We start from the raw sequence: 17457 nt of genomic DNA on the forward strand, positions 1-17457 counted from the left end.
CCCGAGCTCGGTCCCATGTCGTGACGCGCGCCGCAGCTGCATCGCCGGGCCCGTCAGCTCGGGTAGTTCGGCGCCCCTGCGACCCGGGTCGCCGCCTCGCGGGCCCTGGCGTCTGCCGCGGCCTCGGCTTGGTCGGCCGCCGCTGCGATGGCACCGGGCCGGACGCCATTGTGTAGCGCAAGACGGGCGCGCAGCTCGTCGAGTTCCTCCTCCGTCAGGTTCTCGATGCCGATGAAGCGGTTCTGCGCCGCGCTGGCCCGGATCAGCTCGTCGAGCTTGGCCTGGATGGCCGCCCCGTCCCGGTTCTGCGTGTTCTGGATCAGAAACACCATCAGGAAGGTGACGATGGTCGTGCCGGTATTGATCACGAGCTGCCAGGCATCGGAGTAGCCGAACAGGGGACCTGTGACCGCCCAGACGACGATCAGGCCGATGCTGGTCGCGAACGTCGATGGCCGACCAGCGGCCCGGGCGACCCGTGAGGAGAACTCGGCGAAACCCTTCGGCGTAGTCACCGTCCCGACCTCCGACCATCTTCGGCCGCACGCCTGAGCCCCGCGGCCCCCGGGAGCGTTCCGCCGGCGGACGACGGATACGGCGAACGTGCTTGGACCGTTCCACCACGAGACCGCGAGGCCGGGCGTGGGGGCGCTCCGGGACCGTGCCTCTTGCTCCTGGCCGATAGGATCCCGGGCTCAGCGCCGCGGGGAGCGACCGAACGCCTGTCGCAGGCTGTCAGCCCCGTAGGGCTTCTTGATCACCGGCACGTCGCCCAGGTCGGGCGGGACCTGGAAGCTCTCGCCGTAGCCGGTGGCGAACGCGAACGGGATGCCGAGCTCTGCGAGCCGCCGGGCGACCGCGACGCTCGTCTCGGCCCCGAGATTCACGTCGAGGAGCGCGCGATCGGGCGGCGATGCGTCGATCAAGCGGAGCGCTTCCCGGACGGAGGCCGCCATGTCGACCGCGTCGGCTCCCAGCGCACTGAGCACCTCCTCCGCCTCCAGCGCGATGATCATGTTGTCCTCCACAACCAGCGCGGTCCCGCCGAACGAGACGGGTTGGACTCCCTCAGGCTTCGCGGCCCGCACTGCCCGAGGCGGCGCGGCCCGGACGAAGGCGGCCGGGATGGAGAGCCGCGCGGCCAAGCCGGTCAGCGCGTAGCGGACCTCGGCCTCGCCCTTGAGCTCGTAGGGGACGGATCGCTCGATGATCGTCGAGCCAAAGCCCCGCCGGGTCGGGGCCTTGACGGCGGGGCCGCCTGTCTCGGTCCAGTGGACGACGAGGCTGTCGAAGCCGTCCCGCTCCCAGCGAACGTCGACCCGGCCGCCGCTGTCGCTCAGCGCGCCGTACTTGGCCGAGTTGGTCATCAGCTCGTGCACGACGAGCGCCATGGTCGTGAAGGCCTGTGGTTCGAGCAGGACATCGACGCCGTCGAGCACGACGCGGTCCGCTTTGGCGCCGAGGTAGGCCGCGGCCTCGACGGTGAGGAGCTCGGCGATGAGGAGTTCCTGCCGCTCCTGCGCTTCCTTGCGCTCGCGCTCGGCCGAGTCGCTGAGCCGGAGGATCACCTCCAGGAGCGTGACCCGCAGCGCCTCCGCCGTGCGGGCTTCCGCATCCGTCCAGGGGAGCGACCGGCCGTGCACGACCTCCCGCCACGCCTCGAAGCTCTTGCGCGGGGTCAGGCGGACGCCGTTCGGACCGAGGCTCGCCGGCTTTTCCGGATTGCCCGCCCACGTTACGGTGCGCGCCACCTCCTTGCGGAAGAACACCAGGAAGTCGCGCGGCGTGCGCGACACGGGCACGGCCAGCATCCCGGCCGCCCGCTCGTTGAAGTCGCGGCCAGGCTCGTGGAACCGCCCGATCTCGTCCGTGGCGTAGACCCGGCTCGCCGCCGTGCGGTTGAGGAAGCGCACCAGGCCGGTGAACTCCTCGCGCGTCGGTGTCATGCCCTGCAGCGTGACCTCGCCGTTCACCCACAGGCCCAGCCCGTCGCAGGCCACAATGCCGGAGAGCTCATCGGCGAAATCCGCCAGCCCCTCCAGGCCGGCACCGCCCGAAGCCATGGCGCTCATCAGGCGGTTGTGCGTCTCGCGCGCCAGCGCCTCCTGGGCGGCGAGGACCTCGCGCTCGCGGCTCTCCAGGATCCACGAGAACATCTGGCCGAACAGCTCGGCGGCGGTGCGGCGCTCCAGGGAGATGTGGCGCGGCTCGGTGTGGTGGCAGGCGAACAAGCCCCAGAGTCGGCCGTCGCGCAGGATGGAGACGGACAGCGAGGCGGCCACGCCCATGTTGCGCAGGTACTCGAGATGGATCGACGACACCGTGCGCAGGGTTGAGAGCGACAGGTCGAGGGGCTCGCCCGCGGGATCGTGCGGCGGGATCACCGGGATGGCCGGCGCATCGATGTCGGCGATGATACGCAACCAGTTCCGCTCGTAGAGCGCGCGGGCCTGCTTGGGGATGTCCGAGGCCGGGTAATGCAGGCCGAGATAGCGGTCGAGACCGGACCGCACGGCCTCGGCGATGACCTCGCCCGAGCCGTCGGGGGCGAAGCGGTAGACCATGACCCGGTCGAAGCCGGTGAGCGCCCGCATCTGTCGAGCGGCCTCGCGGCAGAGCGGCTCGAACTCCGCGGTCTGCTGCAGGCGGGAGACCATGTTGCGCACAAGGTTGCCGGCGCTGAGGTGCTCCGGCGCGCTGGGCTCGGCCTCGATGATGATGGCGCCGCCGGACACGTGCAGCGCGATGTCGAAGACGGGCTTGTCCGGCACGAGGCGGACCCCGAAGACCCGGTCGACGGCGTCGGGCCCGCGCAGGGTTTGCAGGTGGCCGCGCAGCAGGTGGATGGCCTCCCGATCGACGATCGCATCGAGCGGCAGGCCCAGGAGGTCCTCCGCGGGACGTCCGAGCCATTCTTGGGCGTTGGCGCTGGCACGCACCAAGATCCAGTCCGAGGAGACCGCGAGCAGGAAGCCGAACGGCTGCACCGTGCCGAGCACGTGGATCGGCTCGCGGTCGCAGGAGGTCAGATCGACCGGCGCCCCCTGTTCTTCCGTGCTCGCGTCCATGCGCCGCTTATCGCTCCGCGGATCCCGGTCGACACTCGATCTCGCCATCGTTCGAGTAATGCGGAGGGGCGGCAAAGGTATCCGCCCAACCTCGGTCGTCGGCCGGTCAAGCCGTAGCGCGCCGCGGGGACGGCTTGCGCCCGTCGGGCAAGATGTTCGCGAGGTGGTCGTGCACCATCCCGGCAAGGAACGGCTTGCCGATCAAGCGCCCCTTCGCGCATTTCGCTGTGGCCTGGATCCGCCCGGTCCGAGGCGACGACGATCGCCATGTCTTCGGCCATCGCCGCGCGGCCTCGCGGGCCACGGCGAAGCCGTGATGCTCGAAAAGTGGACCGGCGAATATCCGCCCGTCGGAAACATCTACACAGGCGGCTATCGTTGCCTGTGAACGGAGCGACAGCCTCGGAGCGGGCCTACCGGATAAGTTGACGGGCTCCCGCCGATTCATGTCAGTCCTATGGAGCCGCCCTGCATCACCGGGTCGCGAGGTCCGGTGATGCAGGGCGGCTCTCACACGCCCGGCTTTGATGAATCACCTGTATCGTTCGAGCCGGCGTTGCAGGCTGCCGGAGGGACTGGCTCTACCGCCGTTTTCCGATCCTCGCGTCACCGCTTCCCTTCGATACGCCACAGGTGCGTCGTGAGGCGCGGGCCATTCTCGGGCTTGAACCAGCTCATGTCTTGGATGCGCGAGCTTGTGACGTAGATCGTGCCGTCGGGTCCCTCGGCGAACGTGTCGGGCCAGCGCAACCGGTCGTCTTGCACGAGGGTCGTGTCGCGACCGCTCTCCCGGACTTTCACGGCGTTCTCCTCGATGGCGCTCAGGTAGAGCCGCCCGCTCTTGTCGATCCATAAGCCGTCCGTGGGCTCCATGGCGCCGACCCGCTCGACACGGGCTTCCAGCTCTCTCCCGGACAGGCGCGGATCGTCGAGTGCCTCGGTCGCGACGCGATACAGCGTCCGGCCAGTCAGTGCCTTCCAGTAGAGATGACGACCGTCGGGGGAGAGCGCGATGCTATCGGCCGCGAAGTCGACGCCACGGCCGTCGGGCCGGCGCAATTCCCGTCCGTCCGTGCTCACCACCACACCGCTTTCCGGTTGCGTGCTGGTATGTCCGTCGAGGACACGGCGCGCGTCACCGCTCTGGAGATCGACGACGACGAGCGCGCCCTTCGCGCCCGAATCTGTCAGGTACGCGCGCCGTCCATCTGGGCTGAAGCGCACGTCGTTGAGGTAGCTGCCCTGGGGCGCCACCGCGTCGGCGAACGGGATGGTTTGCGCGACCTGATTGGCCTTCAGGTCAATCCGGACGAGCTTCGGTCCACCCGGCACGACGCGCGCGGTCGCCGGAGCCGCGGCATCGACCACCCAGAGGCTTCCGCGACCGTCGGCTACGACGCTTTGCACGCAGACGAAGTGGTCATGCGGCGTGAGTTCGTTCTTCTTGACGTTCCGCCAAGCGTTCCATTCGACATTCGGGTACGGTTTTGCTTGGCCGTCGCCCGTGATCTCGGCAACGGAGACGGGAGCATCTTCGGTCCAGCGGGGGAAATTCACGAAGATGCGCCCGTCCGCCGCGACCGTCACCCCGGTCACCTGGTGCTCAAATCTTGCCACGAGCTGCAGCCGCCCCGCTCCACCCGGCCTCGGAGCGACATTCTGCTGCGCGAGCGACGCGCTGCTGAGGAGGAGCGCCAACGCAAAGGTGATGGCTGCAGGGGCTGCGAAGCCTTTCATGATACCCTCATCGGCAGGTGCGGGCTCGCGGTGGGCAGCGGCTGCTACGGCGCAAACACCGCGCGCACGCAGCCGTCCGTCTTGTGCTTGAACATGTCGTAGCCGCGCGGTCCGTCCTCGAGGGAGAAGCGGTGGGTGGCGAGGTAGGCCGGATTGAGCTCACCCTTCGCGGCATGCGTGAGCAGCCGGTCCATGTAGGCCTGCCCGTGCTGCTGGGCGGTGCGCAGAGTCATGCCCTTGTTCATGATGACGCCCATCGGGAACTTGTCGATCATCCCGTAGACGCCGAGCACCGACAGCGTGCCGCCCTTGCGGCAGGCCATGACGGCCTCGCGCAGCGCCTGCCCGCGGTCCGTCTCCAGGCGCAGCGCCTGCTTCACGCGGTCATAGGCGTATTGGGATCCGGTGCCGTGCGCCTCCATCCCGACGGCGTCGATGCAGGCATCCGGCCCGCGCCCGCCGGTCATCTCCTTCAACGCCTCCAGGACGCTGTGCACTTGCGTGTAGTCGAGCGTCTCGGACCCGGCGTGCTCGCGCGCCATCCGCAGCCGCTCGGGAAAGCGGTCGATCGCGATCACCCGCTCGGCGCCCATCAGCCGCGCGCTCTGCTGCGCCATCAGGCCGACGCCGCCGCACCCCCACACCGCGACCGTGTCGCCCGGCCGGATGCCGCAGAAATCGGCGCCCATGTAGCCCGTGGGCGCGGCATCGGAGAGGAACAAGGCCGTCTCGTCCGCGACGCCGTCGGGCACCTTGAAGCAGTCCACGTCGGCATGCGGCACGCGGATATACTCGGCGTGCGACCCCGCATAACCCCCGAAAGCGTGCGTGTAACCGTAGATGCCGGCTGTCGGATAGCCGAGCAGCGGCTCCTGGAGTTCCGGCTTCGGGTGTGTGCAGTCGCAGAGCGAGAAGAGCTTCTCCTGGCAATACCAGCATTCACCGCAGGCGATGAACGAGGGGACGACGACCCGGTCGCCTTTCTTCACCTGCCGCACCTCCGTCCCGACCTCGACGACCTCGCCCATGAACTCGTGGCCGATCACGTCGCCGGCTTTCATGCTCGGGATGTAGCCGTCGATGAAATGCAGGTCCGAGCCGCAGGTGGTCGACAACCTGACCTTCAAGATGGCGTCACGCGGGTTGACGATCTCGGGATCCTTGACGGTTCCGACGCGCAGGTCGTTGACGCCGTTCCAGTAGAGCGCGCGCATGTCCAAGCTCCTCAGCGGGAATTACGCCGGGCCGCCGGCTGACGATCGGTGGTGGGGACCTCGCCGGTCAGGACAAGGCTCTTGAAGTAGTGAAGCGCTTTCGACGCGAGTTCCTTCGGCACGACGCCGTCGAAGAAGCGGGCGGCCACGTCGCCCAGCATGCCCCCGGGGGGATCGAAGCGGACGCGCAGCGTAACGACCGTGCCGCGGCCGCCCTGAGCCGCGCGGAAGCGGACCTCGCACGCGGTCACGAGCGCGCTGCCGCCGTCCGCGCTCGCGCGGATCAGCTCGCCCGGCCGCTCCTCGGTGATCTGCATGACCCAGGCATGGCTCTGGCCGAGCGGGCCGTCGGCGCGCCACTCGCTCCGTCCGTCTCCGCTCGGGCGGATCTCCGCCAAGAACGCCATGATGCGCGGAAGGGTCTGCGGATCTCGCCAGACCCGATAGAGTTCGTCGGCCGGGCGCTCGACGGTGATGGAAGACTCGACCTCGGGCTCATCGCCCCAGCCGTGCGGAGCGTCGGTTTCTCGCGCACGCCCTCGACCCGGCTGACCGAGCTGCTGCGCGCCGAGGATGGCAAGAGCCGCTGCCCCAGCCGCACCGGCCAGCGCCCATCCGACACCACCGAGGCCATGCCCGGCGTGCGCGCGCGAGCCGGCCGGAACCCGATCATGCCCCCGCGGGTCGCGCGGTCTGCCGTTTCCGTGTCGATCATCCACGGGTCACCCCCTTGGTCAGAGTGCTGCGAAGTGCGGACTTGCGTGATGGTCCTGCGGCGTAGCGGGATGCGGAGCGACCCGCTCCGATCTGCTCGGCCGTTTCGCGTTTGGACAACAGCGGCTGGAAGACCCGGGTTTGATAAGGGGTGACCCTAGGGATGTTCCCGGCCGTTGCGCGAGCGGGCAAGCGTCGGCGCAGCGCCGACCTCCGTTCATCGATCGCTCATCCTCGCGCGGGGATCTGGCGGGCATCGGCCTGACGAACGCCGTCGGGCGGTCATGGCCGGAGCCACGAGCTCGGACAGCATCTCGGCGCCGAGCCGGTCCGTCAGGCGCGCGGTGCCACGCAACCGTATACGGATCGTAGTTTCCCCGCCCGGCGATATTCGTGTCGGTGCCGCCGTCGAGCATGCGGTCGAGCACACCGCGCGCAGGCATGGACGTCGAGCGATCCGCGCTGAGGTATCCCGAGGGGCGATCGTGCTCTAGCCCTCCCGTGCGGAACACGGTGCGCGGGACACGGCCGAAGGCGTCGGATGCATTCCGAGCGCCTGTCCGGGCCGGGGGCGCAGCATCACGCCATGTAAGCAGCGGGGCCGCGCGCGGAGCGGCCGGCGAGAGCCGGCGATCCGCGAAGGCGGCATGTCAACGTTCAGCCACCCCCATCCGGTGGGTGGACCCGTGCAAGATCGGGACCTGGGGCAGAATTGCCGCCCCTCCCCCGCTGGCTCAGCTCCCGACGCCATCAGAGCCCGAGCGGCGCGGCTCTGGAAAACAATGACCCTGCGGAGGCAAGAAGGCCTCTGACCGAATCGCCGCAGCGGCAGATCCAGAAAAGCTTATCTGGCATCGACGGATGGTTACCGGCCCTCTTTGGCCCATGTCGGCTGGCGCCTGTTCGGACTCAGGATCATCAAGCTAACATATTTAATATTACGCCGATCGATACGGATTCAATGATGTGGTGGGCCATGAGGATCGTAGACCGGGGTCGAGCTCTGATCCGCCACGTCGACAGAAGCCAGTGAGGAAGCCGACGTGGGATCCGGAGATTTCCTCACGGGAGGCGGTCGAGTCGCCGTCCGCATCCGTGAACGTGACTGGACAGCCACGTCGCTCGGCCCACTCGCGGCGTGGCCGGACGCACTGCGGCACGCATTGAGCAGCATGCTCAACTCGGCCTTTCCAACTTACCTCGCCTGGGGACCAGACCTCATCAGCTTCTACAACGACGCGTACCGACCCATCCTCGGCATCAAGCCCGAGGCGCTTGGGCGTCCTTTCCCCGAGGTCTGGGAGGAGGCCTGGGACCAGATCGGGCCTGTGATGGAGCGAGCGCTGCAGGGCGAGGCAAGTTATCTGGAGGATTACACCGTTACGGTGGATCGCCACGGCACGCGGGAGCAGAGTCTCTGGACGTTCGCCTACTCGCCGGTTCGGGACGAGCGCGGCAGCGTGCGCGGCGTCCTCTGTCACGTTCATGAAACCACCGCCCGGATCCTGACGGAGCGGCGTCTCCGATGCGCCATTCAGGAGATCGAGGCACACCGAGCGCGCTTCGAGGCCCTGATCGAACATCTCCCTTTCGGGGCCGGACTCTTCGGGGCCGACGGGCAAGCCCTGATCACCAATCCCCTTTATCGCAGATTCCTCCCTGACGGCTGGCCGCCCTCTCTCGATCCGGAGGTGCCGCCGCGCTGGACGGGCTTCGACGCGGAGGGCCGGGTCGTCAGCCCGTACGACTACCCTTTCGCGCGGGCGATGCGGGGCGAACTCGTGAAGAACATGAGCTTCCTGCACCGAACCCGTGAGGGCGACGAGTGCTGGATGCGCATCAGCGGCATTCCGGTCCAAGGAGGCGATGGCGTTGTTCGGCAAGCCATCGTTGTGGTGCAGGACGTCGATCGGGAGAAGCGCGCCGAAGCGGCTCTGCGCGAGAGCGAGGCCCGATTTCGGCGCTACGCCGCGCATTCGGCAAACGTCCTCTGGCTCGCCGACCTGACGAGCGGGCGGCTCGATTACCTCAGCCCGGCCTTTGTCCAGGTCTGGGGCATGCCCTGCGCGGATATGCCGGATCTCGCGGCTTGGCTCGAGAGCGTCCACCCGGAGGACCGTGACGCCGCGGCGCACGCGCTTGAGCGTGTCAGCGACGGCGAGACCGTGGTTCTGGAGTACCGGATCCTGCGCGCGTCGGACCACGCCGTGCGCCGGATCCGCGATACATTCTTCCCGATCCCGGCGGAGCACGGGCGCGTCCGGCTCGTGGGTGGGATCGCGCAGGACGTCACCGTCGTGACCAGCCCGCGTGCCTACGTGGTCACGGGCGGGGAGGATGCCCGGCACGCGCTTGTCGACGCCCTGCAGGCTGCCGGGTACGCCGTTCAGGCCTTCGCGAGCGATCAGGCCCTCCTCAAGCTGGCGGGCTCCCTGATGCCGGGCTGCGTCGTGCTGGACTTGGAGCACACCGACGCGTTCGTGACCGCGAGCCAGCTGAAGGCGTCTTGGGCGCACCTCCCCGTCGTGGCGGTCGGGGCGGGCGGGTGCGATGTCGGGATCGGCGTGCGCGCCATGAAGGCGGGGGCGGTCGATTTCCTCGAAGCGCCCTGGACAACGGAGGTGCTGCTCCTCGCCGTGAAGACGGCTCTAGCCGGGATCCGCGACGTCGCCGAGCGGTCGCGCGCGCTCGACGAGTCTCAGGATCGGATCGCGGCTCTGTCCGGGCGCGAGCGCGCGGTGCTGGAGGGCTTGCTCGCGGGCGGCACCAACAAGACCATCGCCCGGACGCTGGGCCTGAGCCCGCGCACGGTGGAGATCCATCGGGCGCGGCTCATGGAGACGCTCGGCGCCCATACCCTGCCCGAGGCCGTCCTCATCGCGTCCGCGGCCGGCGTGCGCCCCGCCCAGCAGGAGGGCGGCAAGGCCGAGCCCGGCGGCCGGTAGTTGCGGTCCGCTCGGCACCTCGCAGCGGCGGCGGATACGGAAGTGGCGTCGCGGAAGCCAGGATCGGCGTTGCGTCAGGCCGGTGGTCGCACACCATTGCGAGAGCCGGCGCCCCGCGCCCGGTACGAGGGTGAGAGATACCCCGCCTCGAACTCTGCGAGTTGGCGAAGTTGGCGCGGCGCGAGGATCCGCAGCCGACGTCCGCGCAGCGTGATCAATCCGTCGCGCCGCAGGACTTGCAGCACGCGGTTCACGTGGACACTCGACAGACCGAGCGTTTCGGCCAGCTCCCTCTGGGTCAGCGGCATATCGAACTGCCCGGCCGCGGTCTCGCCGATCGACCCGAGGCGCTCCAGTAGTTCGCACAGAAGGTGGGCCATGCGCTCGGGACCCGAGCGCATGGCGATATTGGCCATCCACTCGCGGGCAGTCGCCTCCTCGGTGAGCTTTGCCCTCTGCAGCGCCAGCGCGATACCGGGATGCCGGTCGAGCAGGTCGAAGTAGACCGCGCGCGGGACCTCGGCGATCCGACAGGGGGTCAGGGTTTCGATCGTGTGGTCCAGGGGGTAGCCGTGGATGGCGCCCCGGTCGCAGAGATCGCCGGGGATGAGATAGGCGAGGATCTGGCGCCGGCCTGACGCGCAGCGCTTGAGCCGGCCGGCGAAGCCGGCCGCGACGATCAGGGCATGATCGGCCACGCCGTCCTGCTCCACGAGGGCGGTGTGCCGCGCGATCGGCCGAACATACCGAGTCAAGCCCGCGAGCGCCGCCCGATCCGGCACCGTGAGCGGGGCAAGCCCCTCGAGCTTGCGGATCAGCGCGGATCTGGGTTCGCTTCCTACCGGAGCCGACGGCCGTGGCGGACGAACACGCCTGGAAACGGCGGTATCCGTGACGGTCATGGGGACGACGGTCTCCATAAGGGCCTCTCCGAAGACGGGCCCTATTCACCTGTCCCGGCGCCGGACGTACATCCGGCCCGTTCCTTAGGACCTCTCCGATCCGCGCGCTTCGATGTCTTCGCTCCGATACGCCATCGCGGGCGCAAGCCGGGCGATGTGCGGCCACCAGCGCGCGCGCAGGTCGACATAGGCCTGCGCTGCTGCCTCGTCTCGGGCGACCGCGATGCCGGCCTCGGCGAGCCGGGATGCCGCCGCCTCCCAATGGGTGCGCCAGCGCTGCCGCTCAAGCGGATCGACGCCCGTCACGACTGCCGGATCAATCGACAGAAAGGTCGCCTCGAGGGTGACGACCAGCATCTGGGCCACCCGCCAGAGTGCCTCGATCGCCGCGGCCTCCTTCAACCATGCCGTGTCCTCGCCCGCGATGGTGCTGCGGATCAGCGACGCAGTGTCGAGCGCGAGGTAAGCTTGTGCCGAGACTGAATAGTAAGGTTGTCGGAAGCGAAAGTAGAACAACACTGGATAGAAGTGATGAGTCTCCTTCATCTCGGCCATCCCCTGGCCGAGAGAGACGAGGTGACTGTAGCCGCCGCTGAACTGCCCGCGCGGTCCGAGCCGGGCCAGCAGCTCTCCCGCGTCGGAGGTGCCCGCCGAGAGGATATGAAGCTGAAGGCCGAGCGCGTTGCGCTGCCGCAGGGCGCCGTAGACCTGCATGACGTAGGTCAGGACCAGCGAGGTCACCGACATGCCGATCAGCGAATTCACCAAGTAGACGAGCCGATAGGCGTCTGTCGTGGGCTTGAAGTCGCTGGCGCCGACGATCGCCATGCTGCTGCCACCGGCGTAGAGCGCGGTGAGAAAGTCCGCGGGTGTCGGGCCGCTGGCCGCCTGCACGCCGGTCCCGAGCCCGGGATGGATGATGAGCCCGGCGCCGAGGGTCAGGCCGACGGCCCAGAACAGGACGTAGAGGAGGAGGATGACGGGTCCGCAGAAGGACAGCACTGCCCCGCGGTGCGTCCCGGTCGCCTCGGCGGCGCGGCGAAAGGCCATCCAGGCGAGATGCGCGACCCGTTCGGCGATCAGGCCGGTGCCGATGCGGGCGTAGAGAACGGTCAGGAAGACGTCGAGGAGAACGATCCCCATCACGAGGACGCCCGACGCGCGTTCGAGAACGGACACCATGATCAGCCTGTCGCGAAGCCCTGTGCGCCGTAGGCGCCACTCTCGTCGCGAACCGGCCGTCGCCGTTCCCGTTCCTGCGACCCATCCTTAGGATAATCCCTGTCGGGATCAGGCAGGCGGCCGAGCATCCAGAGACGAACTCGGTTCGGCCGGCAGCCGCCCGCAGGGCTCGGTGTCGAGCCGGTATCGCTTCTCGACCGCGCCCCAGAACGCGCATTTCAGCTCCGGGCACCGGTGGTCGAGCACCGCTTCGATGGCCGCGGCAGCTTCGCGCGCGCAGGCATCACGGTCCGCATCCGGGACAAGATCGATCATGGCGCCACTCCAGGCCAGCGGCCAGCCGCGGCGCGCGTGGGAGAAGAAGTAACGGTCGGCGTCGCCCACAAGGATCCGGGCATCTCCGTAGGTTCGATGCGGATTCGATCCGATCCTCCGATAAATTCGCGCGCGGTCTGAGAAATGCGCCCGCATCGGGTACTTCCTATGGATTCGTCCGCAGGAAACGGGTGCAGGCCGGCCCGGTTCAGCCATAAGTCCACATCAGGAGGTCTTTATGGAACTGAAGCAGGTCTTATTCGCGAGCACGATGATCGTGGCCCTGGCCGGCGGTAACGCGCAGGCTCAACAATCGTCTGTCAGCAATCAGCGCGTCACGCAGGATCAGCCGGATGGGCAGGGCACACAGATCTACGTCAGCTCGGCGGGCGTGCGGCAGATCCAGCAGGCCCTGACCCAGAAGGGCTACAGCACGGGCAATGTCGACGGCCGCTGGAACCCGCAGACCGCGGCGGCGGCGCGCAGCTTCCAGCAGGCGCAGAACATGGAGCCGACCGGCTCGCTCACCATCCCGCTCGTCTACGGTCTCGGTCTCGAACAGGACATCATCTTCGGCAACCGCGACCGGCAGGGCGGCCAGGGCGGTGATCAAGGCACCAAGCAGGCCGACAACCAGCGCATCGTCGTCGAGCGCGCGGACAGCCGCGGGACGCCCCTCTACGTCAGCCCGGCCGGCATCCGGCAGATCCAGCAGGCGCTGAACCAGCAGGGCTGGAACACGGGACAGGTGGATGGCCGCTGGGGCCCCGCGACCGTCCAGGCGGCGCGCAGCTACCAGCAGGCGCATGCGCTCGAGCCGACGGGACGGCTCGAGGTCGGCCTCGTTGCCGCCCTCGGCCTGACCGATTCCATCTTCTCGGCCGGGCACGGCACAGGCTCGCAGGCCGCAAACGCGGCACGGCCACAGCCGAGTCAGGCGACCGGCTCGGGTGGCGATCGGCAGGTCGACAACCAGCGCATCGCCGTGGAGCGCACGGACAGCCCCGGAGAGCCGCTGTCCATGAATGCCGACGGTGTGCGGCAGATCCAGCAGGTGCTCAACCAGCGGGGTTACGCGGCCGGGCACCTCGACGGCAACTGGAACAACGACACGACGATCGCCGCGACGCACTTCCAGCAGGCGCAGGGCCTGGAGCCCACCGGCACGCTGACCACGAACCTGCTGGCTACGGTCGGCATGTCGCGCTGGGAGCGGGGCGAGTTCATGGGCGGCATGACGGCGCGTGCGAATACGCCGGGCAATCCGAACCCACAGACCACCGGGTCCTTCAACGGTTCGGGCGCCGCCGCATCGGGCGGTGCGGATGGCGGCACCGCGAAATCCGACGCGGCCGCCGGCCAGGGCGGCGACGCGCACGCAGCGCCGGGCGCACGCTAGCCGGAGTTGGGGGCGGTGGCCCGCCGCCGGCGCCTCGTTCTCGGAAGCGCTTCGACAGGCCTTCGCCCCCGCAGCGCGCATCGCACGATCCGACCCGGCTCTTACGGGAGCCGGGTCGGAGGCGCAGGCGGCACGATCTGATCCTTCTGGCGGGCAGTCAGATCTGCCCGATCCGGCGAAGTCGAGCGTCGCGTGACCGGCCGGACCGGTCGGCCGCCCCGAACGAGGTGCTCTATGCAGAGCCTACCCAGAGCCGTCGACGATCCGATGATGCGCAGACTGGTCGCACTTATGCAGGAGCGGCTGCCAAGCTCGGTTCCCCAGGGCCGTCTCCACTTGTTGGAGCAACTGCGCGCCTTCGAGCGCGAGGCGCTGGAGCGCGGGGCAGATCCAGGCACCCTGCGCTCGATCCGGGCCACACAGGCCTTCGTCCGGAGATGCGATCCGCCATCGACGTCTCGAGGCACCGGCAGCGATCAGCTCTGACGGCGCGCGAGCGAAGTGTCGAGCTTTGGATGGCTCCGCCGGGCGGTGCCGTGACGGATGCCCTCGCCCGAGAACATGCCGGGAGACGCTTCGCCGCTGGCGCGGTCCTCGCGCCGCGGGACTCGGCGAGCGCCGTTCCGCGGCGGAAGAGCCCGGCGCGCCTGCGGCAGCTCTCGACCGGACCAGACGGTGGCGTCTCGACGGATCGCCGCCACACCCACGAGGCGCGACGATGGCGGCCCGCGTCCTGCAGGCAAACTCGATTCCTCCGTCAACCTCACGCGGATCTCAGACGCCGCGCCGGAAATCCTTTCCCGGACCGGGACGCCTGCCCACGCCGGAGGTCTCCTAGGGGATTGTCCGCAGGAACGGGGCGGATGGGTCCCCGGTTCGCCTCGTTGCAACACGGACCCCATCCCCGCGAGCGCCCAAGTCCGGAACGGTCGTACCGCCGGATCTGGCTCCCGCCCCTCGGCCGATAGGAGAAGACGGCAATGCGAGCCCTAGTCTGGCACGGCAAGGAGGACATCCGCTGCGACACCGTCAGCGATCCGGAGATTGAGGACGGGCGCGACGTCATCGTCAAAGTGACGAGTTGCGCGATCTGCGGCTCGGATCTGCACCTGTTTCACAACTTCATTCCCGCGATGCTGCCGGGCGACGTCCTGGGCCACGAGACCATGGGCGAGGTCGTCGAGACCGGGTGCGGGCTCAATGGGAAGGTGAAGAAGGGGGACCGGGTCGTCGTGCCCTTCACCATCGTCTGCGGCGAGTGCGACCAGTGCAAGCGCGGCTATTTCTCGGTCTGTCAGCGGAGTAACCGCAAGAAGCACCTCGCCGACAAGGTCTTCGGCCACACCACGGCGGGCCTGTTCGGGTACTCGCATCTTACCGGCGGCTATCCGGGCGGCCAGGCCGAGTATCTGCGCGTGCCGTTCGCCGACGCGACGGTCCAGAAGGTGCCCGAGGGCATTCCTGACGAGAAGCTTCTCTTCCTCTCGGACATCTTCCCGACCGGCTGGCAGGCGGCCGTACAGGCCGACATCCAGCCCACCGACACCGTGGCGATCTGGGGCTGCGGGCCTGTCGGCCAGATGACGATCCGCTCGGCCATTCTGCTGGGCGCCGAGCAGGTCATCGCGATTGACCACCTGCCGGAGCGGCTGGAGATGGCCGAGGCCGGGGGCGCCATCACCATCAACTTCGACGAGGAGAACGTCGTCGAGCGCCTCAACGAGCTGACCGGGGGCGAGGGTCCCGAGAAGTGCATCGACTGCATCGGCATGGAGAGCCACGTCACACCTTCCCTGCCGGACACGGTCTATGACCGGGCCAAGCAGATCCTCCTCGCCGAGAGCGACCGGCCGCACGTGCTGCGCGAGATGATCTACGTGTGCCGACCGGGCGGCTTGATCTCGATCCCGGGCGTCTACGGCGGCTTGGTCGACAAGATCCCGATGGGCGCGGCGATGAACAAGGGCCTGACGTTCCGCATGGGACAGACCCACGTCCAGCGCTGGACCGGCGATCTCCTGCGGCGGATCGAGGAGGAGCAGATCGACCCCTCCTTCGTCATCACGCACGAGGTGCCGCTCGATCAAGGACCCGAGATGTACCGGACGTTCCGGGACAAGCAGGACAGCTGCATCAAGGTCGTTCTCAAACCCTGACCCTTCGCGAGGAAGATCATGACGAACATTACGAGCTTCTCGAACATCACGCGGTCAGAGGGCGATCCGAAGGTGCTTCGATCCGGGCCGAGTTCGCGCGGCGTGCCGGACAGCCTCGCGAAGGGGCTGGGCTGGTTCAGCCTCGGGCTGGGTCTCACAGAACTCCTGGCGCCCGGGCGGATCACGCGCGCGCTGGGGATGGAGGGCAAGGAGGCCTTGGTGCGCGTCTACGGTGCCCGGGAGATCGGCAGCGGCATCCTCTCGCTGTCGGTCGACAAGAACGTCGGGCTCTGGAGCCGGGTCGCGGGCGATGGCCTCGACATCGCGACCGTATTGACGGCGCTGCGGCCGGACAACCCGAAGCGCGGCAATGTCGCCGTTGCCCTGGCGCTGCTGGTCGGTATCACGGCGGTTGACCTGATCGACGCGCAGACCAGCACGGCGCGGCACAGCCGCGCGGTGGGCCGCAAACGCTCCTACCGGGATCGCAGCGGATTTCCGCGCGGCGTCCAGGCGTCCCGCGGTGCCGCCCGGGACTTCAAGACACCGTCCGACCTTCGACACGCCCCAGCTCTCGCCGCGGTGTCGAAGAAGACGACTGCAGCTTGAGGCAGGGCTGTCCGGAGCAGAGCCCCTTTACCTGGGCGGCTGACCGCGTCGCGTGAGCGAGCCGGCACCGTCCAGATTGGCCTCGATGAGCCGAATTGTTTGTGCTCTTCCTGAGCTGGGCGGCTCACGGGCGTATCGCCCACCAACCATCTATACGCGTGCAGCTGTACCCGGGCCCATTTTTCGGTTGTCGCAAATCTACGATGGCATGTCGCGTGGTGCGGTTATGCGGTTGTGGATGAAAATCCATTTATGTCTGCTTTCAGGAACTCACCCCTCGACGAATCAGCGACGGGAACGGGTGCGAAGCTGAATGTCCGATCTTGCGCGCGATGACGCTTCGGCGTGACGCGGTCCGGCCGAAAGCGGCCTGTCCGCTTCGGGGAAAGAGCGCCGGAATAACGGACGGCCTCCTACCGACCCAACCTATCCACCTCAGCGGTCACCCACGCACTCCGGAAGCCGTTCACGCATGGGCGACCGGCAGTTCGCCGACCCGTGTCGTGTAGCGCGGCGTGCGCATCTCGAACCTCGTGGTCCAGTCGCGCCGGTTCACGAGCCCCGCCCGCGCCGGCACGACGGCGCCGCGGCCCCAGCGCGCGTTGCACGCGTCGATCGCCACCATCAGCGGGCCCGAGCGCTCGCGGTCCAGCGCGCCGATCAGAGCCCGCGGGCTGTGCGACAGCGGCACGAGGTCGTTCGTGACGATCCCAGCCTTCGAGTACCGCCACGGCCGCTCGCCCGGCTCGCGCCAGGTCCGCGCCACCCCGTGCCGCGCCGCCTTGATCAGCGCCAGCGTGTCGGAGCTATGCTCCGGCAGCTGCACCGTCGTCGAGACCGAGCGCATCGGCTCGTCCCGATCGTGCTCGCTCGTGTGGTAGAAGAGCGTGACGTGGTTGGTGCCCAGCCCCTCGCGCCGCAGCTTCTCCCCGAGCCGCGTGGCGTGCGCGGCCACCGCCTCCTCCAGCACCGCCCGCTCGGTGATCCGGCTGGAGAACGAGCGCGTCACCGCGCAGCCCTTGCGCCGCGCCGGCACCAGCTCCAGCGGCAGGCAGGCCGCGCCGCGCAGCTCGTAGATGATCCGCTCGCCCACCACAGTCAGGCCCTTGCGCACCGGCCGCGGGTCGAGATCGCGCAGGTCCGCCACGCTCTCCACGCCCATCGCCTGGAGCTTGGCGAGCGAGGCCCGGCCGATGCCCCAGACCTCGGCGACGTC

At 68.7% G+C, this 17457-nt stretch carries 14 protein-coding genes; 5 read left to right on the forward strand and 9 right to left on the reverse strand.

Going from position 1 to position 17457, the window contains the following annotated elements; genetic code table 11:
- Positions 1–53 precede the first annotated feature (53 nt).
- The 5 genes from ACTJK8_RS12790 to ACTJK8_RS12810 form a co-directional block, all read right to left on the reverse strand.
- Positions 54–515 (reverse strand): low affinity iron permease family protein, encoded by a 462-nt coding sequence (locus tag ACTJK8_RS12790; protein WP_076729931.1) that lies wholly within the window; start codon positions 513–515, stop codon positions 54–56.
- 180 nt (positions 516–695) lie between these two features.
- Positions 696–3068 (reverse strand): GAF domain-containing protein, encoded by a 2373-nt coding sequence (locus tag ACTJK8_RS12795; protein ID WP_440762005.1) that lies wholly within the window; start codon positions 3066–3068, stop codon positions 696–698.
- Positions 3069–3674: 606 nt separating this feature from the next.
- Entirely contained in the window at positions 3675–4805 is a 1131-nt protein-coding gene (locus tag ACTJK8_RS12800; RefSeq protein WP_440762006.1) for an SMP-30/gluconolactonase/LRE family protein, read from the reverse strand.
- Between the two features lie 44 nt (positions 4806–4849).
- Positions 4850–6019: a zinc-dependent alcohol dehydrogenase gene (locus tag ACTJK8_RS12805; RefSeq protein WP_024827442.1), complete on the reverse strand. Its 1170-nt coding sequence runs from the start codon at positions 6017–6019 to the stop codon at positions 4850–4852.
- Between the two features lie 11 nt (positions 6020–6030).
- Positions 6031–6738 (reverse strand): SRPBCC family protein, encoded by a 708-nt coding sequence (locus ACTJK8_RS12810; RefSeq protein WP_440762007.1) that lies wholly within the window; start codon positions 6736–6738, stop codon positions 6031–6033.
- Between the two features lie 1038 nt (positions 6739–7776).
- Between ACTJK8_RS12810 and ACTJK8_RS12815 the strand changes: the two genes are divergently transcribed.
- Complete coding sequence (locus ACTJK8_RS12815; protein ID WP_127992970.1) at positions 7777–9678, forward strand: PAS domain S-box protein; 1902 nt, start codon at positions 7777–7779, stop codon at positions 9676–9678.
- Between the two features lie 74 nt (positions 9679–9752).
- On the opposite strand, the gene ACTJK8_RS12820 is transcribed toward ACTJK8_RS12815, so the two are convergent.
- The 3 genes from ACTJK8_RS12820 to ACTJK8_RS12830 form a co-directional block, all read right to left on the reverse strand.
- The gene (locus ACTJK8_RS12820; protein WP_058607630.1) at positions 9753–10598 is read right to left on the reverse strand and encodes a Crp/Fnr family transcriptional regulator; all 846 of its coding nucleotides are present in this window, start codon (positions 10596–10598) and stop codon (positions 9753–9755) included.
- Positions 10599–10664: 66 nt separating this feature from the next.
- Positions 10665–11762, reverse strand: coding sequence for a two pore domain potassium channel family protein (locus ACTJK8_RS12825; RefSeq protein ID WP_127992969.1), 1098 nt, complete (start codon positions 11760–11762; stop codon positions 10665–10667).
- Between the two features lie 108 nt (positions 11763–11870).
- The gene (locus ACTJK8_RS12830) at positions 11871–12233 is read right to left on the reverse strand and encodes a hypothetical protein (protein WP_440762008.1); all 363 of its coding nucleotides are present in this window, start codon (positions 12231–12233) and stop codon (positions 11871–11873) included.
- Between the two features lie 82 nt (positions 12234–12315).
- On the opposite strand from ACTJK8_RS12830, the gene ACTJK8_RS12835 reads away from it, so the two are divergent.
- The 4 genes from ACTJK8_RS12835 to ACTJK8_RS12850 all read left to right on the forward strand — a co-directional run bounded on the left by ACTJK8_RS12835 (position 12316) and on the right by ACTJK8_RS12850 (position 16241).
- Positions 12316–13476 (forward strand): peptidoglycan-binding domain-containing protein, encoded by a 1161-nt coding sequence (locus tag ACTJK8_RS12835; RefSeq protein WP_127992967.1) that lies wholly within the window; start codon positions 12316–12318, stop codon positions 13474–13476.
- 234 nt (positions 13477–13710) lie between these two features.
- On the forward strand, positions 13711–13962 hold the full coding sequence (locus ACTJK8_RS12840) for a hypothetical protein (RefSeq protein ID WP_024827435.1): 252 nt from the start codon (positions 13711–13713) through the stop codon (positions 13960–13962).
- A gap of 494 nt (positions 13963–14456) precedes the next feature.
- Complete coding sequence (locus ACTJK8_RS12845; RefSeq protein ID WP_012329963.1) at positions 14457–15632, forward strand: zinc-dependent alcohol dehydrogenase; 1176 nt, start codon at positions 14457–14459, stop codon at positions 15630–15632.
- An 18-nt stretch (positions 15633–15650) separates the two neighbouring features.
- A complete protein-coding gene (locus ACTJK8_RS12850; RefSeq protein ID WP_024827433.1) occupies positions 15651–16241 on the forward strand; it encodes a hypothetical protein in 591 nt (196 codons plus the stop codon).
- A gap of 466 nt (positions 16242–16707) precedes the next feature.
- On the opposite strand, the gene ACTJK8_RS12855 is transcribed toward ACTJK8_RS12850, so the two are convergent.
- Positions 16708–17457: DinB/UmuC family translesion DNA polymerase (locus ACTJK8_RS12855; protein WP_440762009.1), on the reverse strand; the 750-nt coding region annotated here is incomplete at its 5' end.

Source organism: Methylobacterium sp. 22177 (genome assembly GCF_052045615.1).
Taxonomy (GTDB): Bacteria; Pseudomonadota; Alphaproteobacteria; order Rhizobiales; family Beijerinckiaceae; genus Methylobacterium; species Methylobacterium radiotolerans.

What these genes read in the sequence shown, in the direction of transcription:
- ACTJK8_RS12795 (WP_440762005.1), bottom strand. Translation starts at nt 3,068, where the DNA reads ATGGACGCGAGCACGGAAGAACAGGGGGCGCCGGTCGATCTGACCTCC.
- ACTJK8_RS12800 (WP_440762006.1), bottom strand. Translation starts at nt 4,805, where the DNA reads ATGAAAGGCTTCGCAGCCCCTGCAGCCATCACCTTTGCGTTGGCGCTC.
- ACTJK8_RS12805 (WP_024827442.1), bottom strand. Translation starts at nt 6,019, where the DNA reads ATGCGCGCGCTCTACTGGAACGGCGTCAACGACCTGCGCGTCGGAACC.
- ACTJK8_RS12820 (WP_058607630.1), bottom strand. Translation starts at nt 10,598, where the DNA reads ATGGAGACCGTCGTCCCCATGACCGTCACGGATACCGCCGTTTCCAGG.
- ACTJK8_RS12825 (WP_127992969.1), bottom strand. Translation starts at nt 11,762, where the DNA reads ATGGTGTCCGTTCTCGAACGCGCGTCGGGCGTCCTCGTGATGGGGATC.
- ACTJK8_RS12830 (WP_440762008.1), bottom strand. Translation starts at nt 12,233, where the DNA reads ATGCGGGCGCATTTCTCAGACCGCGCGCGAATTTATCGGAGGATCGGA.
- ACTJK8_RS12835 (WP_127992967.1), top strand. Translation starts at nt 12,316, where the DNA reads ATGGAACTGAAGCAGGTCTTATTCGCGAGCACGATGATCGTGGCCCTG.
- ACTJK8_RS12840 (WP_024827435.1), top strand. Translation starts at nt 13,711, where the DNA reads ATGCAGAGCCTACCCAGAGCCGTCGACGATCCGATGATGCGCAGACTG.
- ACTJK8_RS12845 (WP_012329963.1), top strand. Translation starts at nt 14,457, where the DNA reads ATGCGAGCCCTAGTCTGGCACGGCAAGGAGGACATCCGCTGCGACACC.
- ACTJK8_RS12850 (WP_024827433.1), top strand. Translation starts at nt 15,651, where the DNA reads ATGACGAACATTACGAGCTTCTCGAACATCACGCGGTCAGAGGGCGAT.